The 15,353-nt window shown below is 46.5% G+C and carries 11 protein-coding genes and 1 tRNA gene; all 12 read right to left on the bottom strand.

Features of this window, described 5'->3' with window-relative positions:
• Nucleotides 1-52: 52 nt before the first annotated feature.
• Nucleotides 53-2,146 carry an elongation factor G gene (fusA, locus tag OW491_RS17530; protein WP_075174336.1) on the bottom strand — a complete coding sequence of 698 codons (2,094 nt, stop codon included), beginning with the start codon at nucleotides 2,144-2,146 and terminating at the stop codon, nucleotides 53-55.
• A 17-nt stretch (nucleotides 2,147-2,163) separates the two neighbouring features.
• Complete coding sequence (gene rpsG, locus OW491_RS17525; protein ID WP_075174337.1) at nucleotides 2,164-2,634, bottom strand: 30S ribosomal protein S7; 471 nt, start codon at nucleotides 2,632-2,634, stop codon at nucleotides 2,164-2,166.
• Between the two features lie 160 nt (nucleotides 2,635-2,794).
• Nucleotides 2,795-3,169, bottom strand: a complete 375-nt coding sequence (gene rpsL, locus OW491_RS17520) for a 30S ribosomal protein S12 (RefSeq protein ID WP_075174338.1) — start codon at nucleotides 3,167-3,169, stop codon at nucleotides 2,795-2,797.
• Nucleotides 3,170-3,292: 123 nt separating this feature from the next.
• Nucleotides 3,293-7,513, bottom strand: a complete 4,221-nt coding sequence (rpoC, locus tag OW491_RS17515; protein WP_075174339.1) for a DNA-directed RNA polymerase subunit beta' — start codon at nucleotides 7,511-7,513, stop codon at nucleotides 3,293-3,295.
• 65 nt (nucleotides 7,514-7,578) lie between these two features.
• Nucleotides 7,579-11,676, bottom strand: a complete 4,098-nt coding sequence (gene rpoB / locus OW491_RS17510) for a DNA-directed RNA polymerase subunit beta (protein WP_075174340.1) — start codon at nucleotides 11,674-11,676, stop codon at nucleotides 7,579-7,581.
• Nucleotides 11,677-11,850: 174 nt separating this feature from the next.
• Complete coding sequence (gene rplL, locus OW491_RS17505; RefSeq protein ID WP_075174341.1) at nucleotides 11,851-12,222, bottom strand: 50S ribosomal protein L7/L12; 372 nt, start codon at nucleotides 12,220-12,222, stop codon at nucleotides 11,851-11,853.
• Between the two features lie 63 nt (nucleotides 12,223-12,285).
• Nucleotides 12,286-12,780, bottom strand: coding sequence for a 50S ribosomal protein L10 (rplJ, locus tag OW491_RS17500; RefSeq protein WP_075174342.1), 495 nt, complete (start codon nucleotides 12,778-12,780; stop codon nucleotides 12,286-12,288).
• A 199-nt stretch (nucleotides 12,781-12,979) separates the two neighbouring features.
• On the bottom strand, nucleotides 12,980-13,675 hold the full coding sequence (gene rplA, locus OW491_RS17495) for a 50S ribosomal protein L1 (protein WP_290037199.1): 696 nt from the start codon (nucleotides 13,673-13,675) through the stop codon (nucleotides 12,980-12,982).
• A complete protein-coding gene (gene rplK / locus OW491_RS17490; RefSeq protein WP_075174344.1) occupies nucleotides 13,675-14,109 on the bottom strand; it encodes a 50S ribosomal protein L11 in 435 nt (144 codons plus the stop codon). The genes rplA and rplK overlap by 1 nt, the downstream gene beginning before the upstream one ends.
• 104 nt (nucleotides 14,110-14,213) lie before the next feature.
• A complete protein-coding gene (gene nusG / locus OW491_RS17485; protein ID WP_075174345.1) occupies nucleotides 14,214-14,747 on the bottom strand; it encodes a transcription termination/antitermination protein NusG in 534 nt (177 codons plus the stop codon).
• A 9-nt stretch (nucleotides 14,748-14,756) separates the two neighbouring features.
• Entirely contained in the window at nucleotides 14,757-15,125 is a 369-nt protein-coding gene (gene secE, locus OW491_RS17480; protein ID WP_075174346.1) for a preprotein translocase subunit SecE, read from the bottom strand.
• Between the two features lie 57 nt (nucleotides 15,126-15,182).
• Nucleotides 15,183-15,258, bottom strand: a tRNA-Trp gene (locus OW491_RS17475).
• Between the last annotated feature and the right edge of the window lie 95 nt (nucleotides 15,259-15,353).

Genomic DNA, 15,353 nt, shown 5'->3' with positions numbered 1-15,353 from the left:
TTACGTTCAAATGATTTCTTTGCCACGAGAAATTACCTCTTTATCTGGCGAATTAATTATCTTTCATCACCGCTTCAGCGATGTTGTTAGGAGCTTCAGCATAGCTGTCAAATTCCATTGAGTAGGTCGCACGACCTTGAGTAGCGGAACGCAAATCAGTTGCGTAACCGAACATCTCACCCAGCGGAACTTGAGCATTGATAACCTTACCTGATGACGTATCTTCCATACCTTGAACAAGGCCACGACGACGGTTAAGGTCACCCATCACATCACCCATATAGTCTTCTGGAGTAACAACCTCGACTTTCATCATAGGCTCCAACAGACAAGGGCTAGCTTGCATAGCGTATTTTTTCAGCGCTTGAGACGCTGCAATTTTAAACGCCATTTCGTTCGAGTCAACATCATGGAAAGATCCATCATATAGACGCGCTTTCAGGCCGATTAGCGGATAGCCGGCGATAACACCGTTTTTCATCTGCTCTTCGATACCCTTTTGAACGGCTGGGATGTATTCCTTAGGAATAGCACCACCAACGATCTCGTTAATGAACTCCAACCCTTCTTCATCTGAAGGACTGAATTCAACAACAACGTGACCATACTGACCGCGACCACCTGACTGACGAGCAAACTTATGGTTTGCAACAACCGGCTGACGGATCTTCTCACGGTAGGCTACCTGCGGCTTACCGATGTTCGCTTCTACACTGAACTCACGACGCATACGATCGACAATGATATCCAGGTGAAGCTCACCCATACCAGAGATGATTGTTTGGCCAGACTCTTCGTCAGTTTCAACGCGGAAAGATGGATCTTCTTGCGCTAGCTTACCTAAAGCAACACCCATTTTTTCTTGGTCTGCTTTAGTCTTAGGTTCAACCGCAACCGAAATTACCGGATCCGGGAATTCCATACGCTCAAGAATGATACGACTGTTAGGATCACACAAGGTGTCACCTGTCGTTACATCTTTCATACCGATCAATGCTGCAATATCACCCGCGCGTACTTCTTTAATTTCTTCACGGTTGTTTGCATGCATCTGAACCATACGACCTACACGCTCTTTCTTGCTTTTCACGGAGTTAATAACACTGTCACCAGAGTTAAGAACGCCCGAGTAAACACGAACGAAAGTCAGTGTACCCACAAATGGGTCTGTCGCGATTTTAAACGCTAACGCAGCAAAAGGAGCATTATCATCAGCTTCACGAGAAGCAACTGTCTCATCTTTATCGTCTAGCGTACCTTCAATGGCTTTAACTTCCACTGGAGACGGCAAGTATTCGATAACAGCGTCAAGTACAGCCTGAACACCTTTGTTCTTAAACGCAGAACCCGCCTGCATCAGAACAATTTCGTTTGCCAGTGTACGAGCACGTAGACCTGCTTTAACTTCCTCATCAGTCAACTCACCTTCTTCAAGGTATTTTTCCATTAACTCATCAGTAGATTCAGCAGCCGCTTCAATCATTTGCTCACGCAACTCTTCAGCTTTGGCTTGCAAGTCTGCTGGGATATCTTCCAGCTCGTACGTCATACCTTGGTCAGCTTCGTTCCACATGATCGCTTTCATGCGAATCAAGTCGACAACGCCTTTAAACTCGTCTTCAGCACCAATCGGGAAGTTGATTGGTACAACGTTTGCACCCAGACGCTTCTTCAACTGGTCAACAACCATAAAGAAGTCAGCACCAGCACGGTCCATCTTGTTAACAAATACCATACGTGGAACTTCGTACTTGTTAGCTTGACGCCATACGGTTTCAGTTTGAGGCTGAACGCCTGAAGAAGCACATAGAACAACTACCGCGCCATCAAGTACACGCAAAGAACGTTCTACTTCGATCGTGAAGTCAACGTGCCCTGGAGTATCGATGATGTTTACGCGGTGGTCTTCAAACTGCTGGTTCATGCCTTTCCAGAAACAGGTAGTAGCAGCAGACGTGATAGTAATACCACGTTCCTGCTCCTGTTCCATCCAGTCCATCGTAGCCGCACCGTCGTGTACTTCACCGATTTTATGAGACAAACCAGTGTAGAAAAGCACACGCTCGGTAGTAGTTGTTTTACCAGCGTCTACGTGAGCAACGATACCGATGTTACGGTAACGTGTAATAGGAGTTTTACGAGCCACAACTCAATCCTCTGGGTTTAGAAGCGATAGTGAGCAAAAGCTTTGTTAGCTTCAGCCATACGGTGCACGTCTTCACGTTTCTTAACAGCAGCACCACGACCTTCAGCCGCATCTAATATTTCGCCAGCTAGACGCAGAGCCATGGATTTTTCACCACGCTTACGAGAAGCATCAACTAACCAACGCATAGCTAAAGCCATACGACGAGAAGGACGCACTTCGCAAGGAACTTGGTACGTAGCACCACCCACACGGCGTGATTTAACTTCCACAGCCGGCTGAATGCTTTCTAGTGCTTTGTCGAACAGTTCGAGTGGTTCAGATTTAGCGCGCTCTTCAACTTTGTCGAGTGCACCGTACACGATACGTTCAGCAACAGATTTCTTACCGCTGACCATAACGTGGTTAATGAATTTTGCCAGTGTAATGTTACCGAATTTTGGATCCGGCAGTATTTCGCGCTTCGCAGCGACACGTCTTCTAGGCATGATAAGCCCTCTTCTAATAATTAAAGGTCTTCAGGAACTTCAGGCAGATTTCTACTACCTGACCTTACTCTTACCGTGTCCGGCCTAGCTAAAACTTAGTACTGGTCTTTAAGAAACGGAGCCACTACTACTTTCAAGCCCACCGAGCAACTAACGGTGATTAAGACTTAGGACGTTTTGTACCGTATTTAGAACGGCCCTGTTTACGATCGTTGACACCTGAACAGTCAAGTGCGCCACGAACTGTGTGGTAACGAACACCTGGCAAGTCTTTTACACGACCGCCACGGATCAATACAACACTGTGTTCTTGCAAGTTGTGACCTTCACCGCCAATGTATGAAGATACTTCGTAGCCGTTCGTTAGACGAACACGGCATACTTTACGAAGAGCCGAGTTTGGCTTCTTCGGAGTAGTAGTGTAAACACGCGTACAAACACCGCGACGCTGAGGGCAAGCCTGAAGGGCTTGTGCATCACTTTTTTGTACTTTGCGCTTACGTGGCGAGCGAACCAATTGGTTAATTGTTGCCATTAAGCAAACTCCACGTTTTCACGTTTGTTATAAACACCAAAACCGGATTCTAAAAAGAACCCGGCACTAAGGGGGCGGAATTTTAATCAATTCCGCCCTACTTCGTCAATCTTTGATTAAAAATTAATCAGAGCTAGACATTGAGGCATTCAGCGCTGCTGTCAACGCTTCTTGTACCTCTTCCGCGCTCACTGTCTCAGTTCCCTGCGACAATGCACGCTTACGCTTACGTTCTGAGTGATAAGCCAAACCGGTACCGGCTGGGATTAATCGACCCACAACAACGTTTTCTTTTAATCCGCGCAAGAAGTCTTGCTTACCAGTAACCGCACCTTCCGTTAATACACGAGTGGTTTCTTGGAAAGAGGCTGCTGAAATAAACGACTCTGTTGCCAACGATGCTTTAGTAATACCTAACAACACACGCTCGAACTTAGCTGGGATCTTACCAGCCGCTTCTAGCGCTTCGTTTTCCGCAATTACCGCTGCGTATTCAACCTGTTCACCTGGGATCAGTGTTGAATCGCCCGCACTTGTTACTTCAACTTTACGCAACATTTGACGAACAATAACTTCAATGTGCTTATCGTTGATGATTACACCTTGGAGGCGATAAACCTCTTGGATTTCATTAACGATATACTCAGCAAGACGCTCTACACCCAAGATACGTAAAATATCATGTGGGTTAGATGGGCCGTCAGAGATAACCTCACCTTTAGCAACCGTCTCACCTTCGAATACGTTCAAGTTACGCCATTTTTGAATCATCAATTCAAACGGCTCAGCATCCGGTGGCGTGATTACCAAGCGCTTCTTACCTTTGGTCTCTTTACCGAACGTCACTGCACCAGTGATTTCAGCAAGGATAGAAGACTCTTTTGGCTTACGCGCTTCGAACAAGTCAGCTACACGTGGTAGACCACCTGTAATATCCTTGTTGACCGAACCTTCTTGAGGGATACGCGCCAATACATCACCGATAGACACTTTCGCGCCATCCGCTAAGTTGATGATTGCTTTAGCAGGCAATAGGTATTGAGCAGGAGAATCAGTACCCGCGTAGTTAATATCGTTACCTGCAGCATCCACCAACTTGATCATTGGGCGAATATCTTTACCCGCTGCTGGACGGTCTTTAGCATCCAACACTTCGGTAGTCGATAGACCTGTTAGCTCATCAATTGTCTGCTTAACGGTAATACCATCTTCCATACCAGAGAAGACAACAGTACCTTCCACCTCAGAAATGATTGGGTGGGTATGCGGATCCCAGTTAGCAACGACAGCACCGGCATTAACAGCATCGCCGTCTTTAACGCCAATAACTGCACCGTAAGGAAGCTTATAACGCTCACGCTCACGGCCGTGCTCATCGGTAATACCCAGCTCACCAGAACGCGATACCGCCACTAACTTACCTTCCGGCGTTTCAACAAACTTCAAGTTATGTAGACGAACTTCACCGCCGTTCTTAACTTGAACGCTATCAACAGCCGCTGCTCGAGATGCAGCACCACCGATGTGGAACGTACGCATTGTTAACTGTGTACCTGGCTCACCGATAGATTGCGCAGCAATAACACCAACCGCTTCACCTGGGTTAACCTGGTGGCCACGTCCCAAGTCACGACCGTAACATGACGCACAAATACCGAAGCGTGTATCACAAGTAATCGCTGAGCGAACAAGAATTTCATCGATAGACGAGTAGATCTCATCGTTAGTTAAACGCGCTACCCAGGTCTCATCAATCAGTGTGCCTTTAGGAATCAAGACATCTGATCCTGTTGGATCTAATACATCAGTCGCTACAACACGACCCAGCACTCGATCACCCAAGCCAACAACAATATCGCCGCCTTCAATCATAGGCTGCATTACAAGGCCGTTCTCTGTACCACAATCATGTTCAGTGATAACAACGTCTTGCGCCACATCGACTAAACGGCGAGTCAAGTAACCTGAGTTAGCCGTCTTCAATGCCGTATCGGCCAAACCTTTACGAGCACCGTGAGTCGAGATGAAGTACTGAAGTACGTTCAAACCTTCACGGAAGTTCGCAACGATTGGCGTCTCAATGATAGAACCGTCTGGCTTAGCCATCAGACCACGCATACCCGCCAACTGACGAATCTGTGCAGCACTACCCCGGGCACCGGAGTCAGCCATCATATAAACCGAGTTAAACGACTCTTGCTCAACCTCATTACCTTCACGGTCAATGACCATGTCAGTTTTCAAGTTTTCCATCATGCGCTTAGCCAACAATTCGTTAGCACGCGACCAGATATCGATAACCTTGTTGTATTTCTCGCCTTGCGTTACCAAACCATCAGCGAACTGACGCTCAATATCTTTAACTTCTGCATCAGCTTCACCAACAATAGTCGCTTTCTCATCAGGAATAACGAAATCGTTAACACCGATAGACGAACCAGAAACAGTCGCCTGGCGGAAGCCCATGTACATCAGTTGGTCAGCAAAAATAACCGAATCTTTCAAACCACAACGACGGTAAGCTTCGTTAAGCAAACGCGATATGGCTTTTTTCTTCATCGCTTGGTTTACCAACTCAAATGGCAGACCTTTAGGCACGATAGAATAAAGCAGAGCACGACCAACCGTTGTTTCTTTAACTTCTGTTACTTCTGTCTCGTTACCTTCAATATCACGGATAACTTCGTGAATACGCACTTTAATTCGTGCTTGAAGATCAACCTGCTTAGCACCGTAAGCACGCTCAATCTCGTCGAGATCAGAGAAGACCATGCCTTCACCGAGCGCATTGATACGGTCACGAGTCATCCAGTACAAGCCCAAGACTACGTCTTGTGAAGGCACAATGATTGGCTCACCGTTTGCTGGTGAAAGAATGTTGTTCGTAGACATCATCAAAGCACGCGCTTCTAGCTGAGCTTCAATCGTCAATGGAACGTGAACCGCCATTTGGTCACCATCGAAGTCGGCGTTGTATGCCGCACAAACCAATGGGTGCAATTGGATGGCTTTACCTTCAATCAACACAGGCTCAAACGCTTGGATACCCAAACGGTGAAGTGTTGGTGCACGGTTAAGCAGCACTGGGTGTTCACGGATGACTTCATCCAAAATATCCCAGACTAATGGTTCTTCACGCTCAACCATTTTCTTAGCCGCTTTAATCGTGGTTGCATAACCACGTAACTCAAGCTTCGAAAAGATAAATGGCTTGAATAGTTCGAGCGCCATCTTCTTAGGAAGACCGCACTGATGTAGGCGCAAGTATGGGCCTACCACGATAACCGAACGACCCGAGTAGTCGACTCGTTTACCCAACAAGTTCTGACGGAAACGGCCTTGCTTACCTTTGATCATGTCAGCCAAAGATTTCAATGGACGCTTGTTTGAACCAGTAATGGCACGACCACGACGACCGTTATCAAGCAGCGCATCGACCGCTTCTTGCAGCATACGTTTTTCGTTACGTACGATAATGTCTGGTGCATTCAGGTCTAATAAACGCTTAAGACGGTTGTTACGGTTGATAACACGACGATATAGATCGTTAAGATCCGATGTCGCAAAACGACCACCATCAAGAGGAACCAATGGACGCAAGTCTGGCGGAAGAACCGGCAGAACAGACATCACCATCCACTCTGGCTTGTTGCCAGACTTGTAGAAGGATTCGCATAATTTAAGACGCTTAGAAAGCTTTTTGATCTTAGTTTCAGAGTTAGTTTGCGGTATTTCTTCACGCAACATCTGAATTTCTTCTTCAAGATCAATTGATGACATGAGCATCTGTACCGCTTCGGCACCCATACGCGCGTCAAATTCATCACCAAACTCTTCTAATGCTTCGAAGTATTGCTCATCATTTAGCAACTGGCCGCGCTCAAGCGTAGTCAAACCTGGCTCAATAACAACAAATGATTCAAAGTAAAGAACACGTTCAATGTCACGTAGCGTCATGTCTAGCATCAAACCGATACGGGACGGAAGTGATTTCAAGAACCAAATATGCGCAACAGGGCTTGCCAATTCGATGTGACCCATACGGTCACGACGCACTTTAGTCAGCGTAACTTCTACGCCACACTTCTCACAAATAACACCACGGTGCTTCATGCGCTTGTATTTACCGCATAAGCATTCGTAATCTTTTACTGGGCCAAAGATTTTGGCGCAGAATAAACCATCACGCTCTGGCTTGAACGTACGGTAGTTAATCGTTTCAGGCTTCTTCACTTCACCGAACGACCACGAGCGGATCATTTCAGGTGACGCCAGTGTAATCTTGATCGAGTCGAACTCGTCATTCTGGCCTTGTGATTTCAGCAGATTCAGTAAATCTTTCATTATCTACAGCTCCTCGCGGAGTTATGGGCCGAAGCAATTTTCGGCCCCAGTGAATCGGTAATGCCTTATTCGTTCTCAAGCTCGATGTCGATACCCAGAGAGCGGATCTCTTTGATCAATACGTTGAATGACTCCGGCATACCCGGCTCCATTCTATGATCGCCATCTACGATGTTCTTATACATCTTAGTACGACCATTCACGTCATCCGACTTAACAGTTAGCATCTCTTGTAGCGTATAAGCAGCACCATAAGCTTCCAGTGCCCACACTTCCATCTCACCGAAGCGCTGACCACCAAATTGTGCTTTACCACCCAATGGCTGTTGAGTAACCAGACTGTAAGATCCGGTTGAACGGGCATGCATCTTATCGTCAACCAAGTGGTTCAACTTCAGCATGTACATATAACCAACAGTGACTGGACGGGTGAATTTATCACCGGAACGACCATCAAATAATGCTACTTGGCCGGTATCACTCATATCAGCAAGACGCAGTAATTCTTTAAGCTCGGCTTCTTTTGCACCATCAAATGCAGGTGTAGCCAACGGCACACCACCACGCAGGTTATGAGCCAACTCAAGAATTTCAGCATCAGAGAAGCTATCAAGGTCTTCGTGACGAGACGTTTTCCATCCATCTAGTTCGCTGTTGTAAATGCGATCCAAGAATTCACGAATCTCTTTAACGGTTTCAGCTTTTTCACGCTCAACTTCAAGCATGTTATTGATCTTGCGACCTAAGCCTTTCGCTGCCGCACCCATGTGCGTTTCTAGAACCTGACCTACGTTCATTCGAGACGGTACACCCAGCGGGTTAAGCACGATATCTACCGGCTCACCGTTCTCGTCGTAAGGCATGTCTTCAACCGGCATGATAACGGAGATAACACCCTTGTTACCGTGACGACCGGCCATTTTATCACCTGGCTGGACACGACGTTTAGTCGCTACGTACACCTTAACAATCTTAAGTACACCAGGGGCTAGGTCATCACCAGTTTGCAGCTTGTTCTTTTTATCTTCGAACTTCTTATCTAGCTCTTCACGACGCTCTTCTAGCTGAGCTTTAGCTTGCTCTAAGGCTTCAGCGACTGAATCGTCTGCAACACGGATTTTGAACCAGTCATCTTTCTTAAGCGTTGACAAGAATTCAGCTGTAATTGTCTGCCCTTTTGTCAGGCCAGATCCGCCTTCCGCTACAACACCTTCTAGCGTGCGTGTTAAACGCTCAAATGTTGCTTGTTCAACGATACGAAACTCTTCGTTCAAATCTTTGCGGATTGCGTCCATTTCGTCTTTTTCGATCGACAACGCACGGTCATCTTTCTTAACGCCGTCACGTGTAAAGACTTGAACATCAATTACCTTACCGGTTGTCCCGCCTTTAACACGTAGAGAGGTATCTTTAACGTCAGACGCTTTTTCACCAAAGATTGCACGTAGCAGTTTTTCTTCTGGTGTTAATTGCGTTTCACCTTTAGGCGTTACTTTACCGACCAAGATATCGCCAGGACCTACTTCGGCACCAATGTGCACGATGCCAGACTCATCCAGCTTAGCCAGCGCAGATTCACCTACGTTAGGGATATCCGATGTGATTTCTTCTGAACCAAGCTTCGTATCACGAGCCACACACGTTAGCTCTTGAATATGAATAGTGGTAAAGCGGTCCTCTTGAACGACACGTTCTGAGATCAGAATCGAGTCCTCAAAGTTATAACCATTCCAAGGCATGAATGCGATGCGCATGTTTTGGCCAAGCGCCAACTCACCCATATCAACAGACGGACCATCGGCCATAATATCACCACGCTGCACAATCTCGCCTGGGCGTACAATTGAACGCTGGTTGATACATGTATTCTGGTTAGAACGTGTGTACTTGGTTAGGTTGTAGATATCTACACCCGCATCACCTTGCACTTCGTCTTCGTTAACACGAACAACAATGCGAGCCGCATCAACAGATTCGATAAAGCCGCCACGTTTTGCGGTAATACAAACACCTGAATCGCGTGCTACATAACGCTCCATCCCAGTACCAACAAGCGGCTTGTCTGCACGCAAAGTAGGTACAGCCTGACGTTGCATGTTCGAGCCCATCAAAGCTCGGTTAGCATCATCGTGCTCCAAGAACGGAATCAAGGATGCCGCAATCGATACAACCTGACGAGCCGAAACATCCATGTATGCCACTTTATCCGGTGCCATTACAGTCGTTTCGTTAAGGTGACGAACCGTTACCATCTCATCAGTTAAGCGATTATTTTCATCTACCGTAGCTGACGCCTGTGCGATGACGAAATTGTTCTCTTCAATCGCTGATAAGTACTCAATATCATCAGTAACAACACAATCAACGACTTTACGGTATGGTGTTTCTAAGAAGCCGTAATCATTAGTACGCGCAAACGTTGCCAATGAGTTGATCAAACCGATGTTTGGACCTTCCGGCGTTTCAATTGGACATACACGACCATAGTGAGTTGGATGTACGTCACGTACCTCAAAGCCTGCACGCTCACGTGTTAAACCACCCGGGCCTAATGCAGAAACTCGGCGCTTGTGAGTAACCTCTGAAAGCGGGTTGTTCTGATCCATAAACTGAGACAGCTGTGATGAACCAAAGAACTCTTTCACTGCAGCAGCCACTGGCTTAGCATTGATAAGGTCTTGTGGCATCAAGTTATCAGATTCAGCCATGCTTAGACGTTCACGAACAGCACGCTCTACACGCACTAAACCAACACGGAATTGGTTTTCAGCCATTTCACCGACAGAACGAATACGGCGGTTACCCAAATGGTCAATATCATCAACAATGCCTTTACCATTGCGGATATCGATTAGGGTCTTCATAACGTCAAGGATATCTTCTTTACCTAAAACGCCAGAACCTACCTCTTCAGCACGGCCTAGACGGCGGTTGAACTTCATACGACCTACAGCAGACAGGTCATAACGCTCTTCAGAGAAGAACAAGTTCTGGAACAAGGCTTCAGCCGACTCTTTTGTTGGCGGCTCACCTGGACGCATCATACGGTAGATTTCTACCAATGCTTCCAATTGGCTGCGCGTTGGGTCGATACGCAATGTATCCGACATGAATGGACCACAGTCCAAGTCATTGGTATACAAGGTTTGGAATGTTGTCACATTTGCTGCTGCAAATTTAGTGATTAGATCTTCCGTTACTTCTGTGTTACATGGGCAGATCAGTTCACCGGTTGTTGCATCCAGCATGTCTTGAGCAATAGACTTACCTAACAAGTACTCATTAGGAACGTCCAACTGCGTCATACCTGCATCAGCCATTTTCTTAATATGGCGAGGGGTAATACGACGGCCAGCTTCAACGATCACATCACCCTTAGGTGATTTAATCTCAAACGACATGGTTTCGCCACGAAGACGCTCTGGTACCAACTCCATAGATACGCCTTCGTCAGACAGCATCCAGTTAGTACGATCGAAGAAGATGTCGAGGATCTCATTAGACTCATAACCCAATGCACGCAACAAAATTGTCGCAGGCAATTTACGGCGACGGTCAATACGTACAAAAAGGGAATCTTTAGGATCAAACTCAAAATCCAACCATGAACCACGGTAAGGAATAATTCGTGCTGAGTACAACAACTTACCAGACGAGTGTGTTTTCCCTTTATCGTGATCGAAGAACACACCAGGAGAACGGTGCAACTGAGAAACGATTACACGCTCAGTACCGTTAACCACAAATGTGCCGTTATCAGTCATCAAAGGCATTTCGCCCATGTAGACTTCTTGTTCTTTAATATCTTTTACCGCTTTATTTGATGATTCGCGGTCGTAGATAACGAGGCGCACTTTTACACGCAAAGGAGCCGCATAGGTCACACCACGCAACTGACACTCTTTGACATCAAAAACGGGCTCACCCAAGCGATAGCCAACATATTCTAATGCGGCGTTGCCAGAATAAGAGACGATCGGAAATACAGATTTGAACGCTGCGTGTAAGCCTTCTTCTTTACGACCCGCGGCATCAACTCCTTCTTGGAGGAATTTGCGGTAAGAATCAAGCTGGATCGCCAGCAGGTAAGGTACATCCATGACTTGCAGCAATTTGCTGAAATCTTTTCGGATGCGTTTCTTTTCGGTGTATGAATAAGCCATCAGTGTTCCTCAGCATGTGCACCAAGTTGAGAAGCAGTCCAGAATTAGAGCTTCCGGTCTGTGCAACCGCTATTTATTTGCTGTCTATAAATAACGGAAAAAGGCCGGTAGCAATTTGCCACCAGCCATAGATATATCAAGCAGTCTCAAGCTGCTTGAAGAGCATAAGCGCGATTACTTAAGCTCAACAGAAGCGCCAGCTTCTTCCAGTGCTTTCTTAAGCTCTTCAGCTTCTTCTTTGCTAGCACCTTCTTTAATAGTAGATGGAGCACCATCAACCATTTCTTTAGCTTCTTTCAGGCCAAGACCTGTAGCGCCACGAACAGCTTTGATTACGTTAACTTTCTTATCGCCAACAGCTGTTAGAACTACGTCGAATTCTGTTTGCTCAGCAGCGCCTGCGCCTGCATCGCCAGCTGGGCCAGCCATTACAGCTGCAGCAGCAGATACGCCGAATTTTTCTTCCATAGCTGAAACTAATTCAACTACGTCCATTACGGACATTTCAGCGATTGCATTGATGATATCATCTTTAGTCAGAGACATGACTTTTTCCTATAAAACTAGTGGAGCCGAAGCTCATTAAAATCGTATTACAAACCCTGCCAATTATGCAGCGGTTTGTTCTTTCTGATCGCGTACGGCAGCGATGGTACGAACCAACTTGCCAGCTGCTGCTTCTTTCATACAGCTCATCAGTTTCGCCAGACCTTCTTCGTATGTTGGCAAGCTTGCCAGCATAGCGACGTCTACAACTTCACCTTCAAATGCTGCTGTTTTCAGCTCAAACTTATCATTGTCTTTAGCGAATTCTTTCAGAATACGCGCACCAGCACCTGGGTGCTCGTTTGAGAATGCAATGATAGTTGGGCCAACGAAAGAGTCAGACAAACATTCGAACGCTGAACCAGAAACTGCACGACGTGCCAACGTGTTACGAACAACACGTAGCCATACGCCATTTTCACGCGCTTGCTTACGCAAAGCAGTCATGTCTGTCACGGTAACACCGCGAGAGTCAGCAACTACTGCAGAAAGGGCGCCTTTAGCAGCTTCTTGGACTTCAGCGACGATCGCTTTTTTGTCTTCTAGTCCTAATGCCACAATTAACTCCTGGATTGAGTCTTTCGACTATTTACCAAGCTTGGTATTTCGCAAGCTTTCGAGTGTGCGGTGTATTTCACCGTCTGCGCAGGCCAGTTACCCATTAAGATACGTCAAAGCGCATCACCTGCGGTCTTTGACGGCCTTCGTCTCTGTCTAACAGGTCACGAAGACCCTCAAAAAACCTTTAAGGGATTGATTACGCCGTCAAAGACGCCTGATCAACCACCAGTCCTGGCCCCATTGTAGAGGACAGAGTAACTTTCTTAATATATACACCTTTAGCAGAAGCAGGCTTCAGCTTTTTCAGGTCAGAGACCAAGGCTTCAATATTTTCGCGGATAGCATCAGCAGTAAATTCAATCTTGCCAACACCCGCATGAATGATACCGTTTTTGTCTGTACGGAAACGTACTTGACCGGCTTTAGCGTTTTTAACAGCCGTAGCCACATCGGTAGTCACTGTGCCAACTTTTGGGTTAGGCATTAAACCGCGAGGGCCTAGCACCTGACCAAGCTGACCAACGATACGCATAGCATCAGGTGTAGCAATAACAACGCCAAAGTCTAGATCGCCACCTTTGATGGCTTCAGCTAGATCTTCAAAACCTACAACATCCGCACCCGCTTCTTTTGCTTTCTCAGCGTTTTCGCCTTGAGCAAATACAGCAACACGAACATCGTTACCTGTACCGTTAGGAAGCACAGTAGAACCACGTACTACCTGGTCAGATTTACGTGGGTCAACACCCAAGTTAATCGCCACTTCAACCGTTTCTTTAAACTTAACAGTAGAAACTTTTGAAAGGATCTCAACAGCATCAGAGATAGCGTAAGCTTTACCCGCTTCAACTACTTCACGAATCGCCTTTTGGCGCTTAGTTAGCTTAGCCATTACTCTTCACCCTCCACTACAAGACCCATACTACGAGCGCTGCCCGCGATAGTACGTACAGCTGCGTCCATATCGGCAGCAGTCAAGTCAGCCATTTTAGTCGTTGCGATCTCTTCCAACTGAGCACGAGTTACAGTACCCACTTTCTCAGTATTTGGACGACCAGAACCACTCTTCAGGCCAGCTGCTTTTTTAAGCAGAATTGACGCTGGAGGCGTTTTTGTAATAAAAGTAAAGCTGCGGTCACTGTAAACAGTAATTACAACAGGAGTCGGAAGACCAGGCTCTAAGCCTTGAGTCTCAGCGTTAAACGCCTTACAGAACTCCATGATGTTTACACCGTGCTGACCCAATGCAGGACCAACTGGTGGACTTGGATTCGCCTGACCGGCTTTAACCTGAAGCTTAATATAAGCTTGGATTTTCTTAGCCATTGCTATTTCTCCTATGGGTCAACGCTTTTCAGCTACCCGTTTTACAAAGACGCAAAAACTCCGCCTTCGCAGGCAGAGTCTTAACGCTATAAAATATACTCAGATCAGATCTTTTCTACCTGACCAAACTCTAATTCTACTGGAGTTGATCGACCGAAAATCATTACCGCCACTTTCATACGGTTCTTTTCATAATCAACTTCTTCAACAACGCCATCAAAGTCAGCAAACGGACCATCAGACACACGAACCATCTCACCCGGCTCAAACACTGTCTTAGGCTTAGGCTTATCAACCCCACTCTGAACGCGCGACAAAATCTCATCAGCTTCTCGCGAGCTAATTGGCGCTGGCTTATCCGCCGTACCACCAATAAAACCGAGCACACGATCAGTATGTTTAACCAAGTGCCATGTCTCGTCGTTCATTTCCATTTGAACAAGCACATAGCCAGGGTAAAACTTACGCTCTGATTTACGCTTCTTACCATCCTTGATCTCAACCACTTCTTCTGTGGGAACAAGGATATCACCAAACATATCTTCAAGACCGGCTAACGCAATACGCTCTTCCAGAGAAGACTTAACACGCTTCTCGTAGTTCGAGTGAGCATGAATAACATACCAATTCCTAGCCATGCTCTTCTCCTAACCAATCACACTAGAGACAACCCAACCCAATAACGAGTCGAGGCCCCAAAGAAATAAACCTATAACCAACACAGCGACAACAACCATCGCTGTGGTTTGCAAAGTTTCTTGGCGCGTCGGCCATACCACTTTGCGAATCTCATTTTTTGACTCTTTACATAGGGTAAAGAAAGCCTTTCCCTTAGCTGTTTGAAATGCAACAAATCCAGCTACTAAGGCCACAGCAAGCAAGGCCACAACACGATACAACAAAGACTGATCGGCATAATAAGAGTTACCAACCACGCCAGCCGCAACAAGCAGCACAACAACCAACCATTTAAGGCCGTCGAACTTTGATACTTCAGATGTCACTTTAGGGTTCACGCTTATTAGCCTCGGCTTAGTAAAAGCTTACTGCTTGATGCCACCCTTGATTAAGGATGGCAGGCCAGGAGGGACTCGAACCCACAACCTGCGGTTTTGGAGACCGCTGCTCTGCCAATTGAGCCACTGGCCTGTAAAAATCAGGGACGCACATTATAGGCGCACCCCTGAAACTTGGCAACACTTAATTACAAATTAAGCGAAAATCTTAGATACAACGCCTGCACC

The sequence above is a fragment of the Neptunomonas sp. CHC150 genome, assembly GCF_030397555.1.
Taxonomy (GTDB): Bacteria; Pseudomonadota; Gammaproteobacteria; order Pseudomonadales; family Balneatricaceae; genus Neptunomonas; species Neptunomonas phycophila.
Note: the sequence above shows the minus strand (reverse complement) of the source record. Positions and strands in the feature narration are given on the sequence as shown.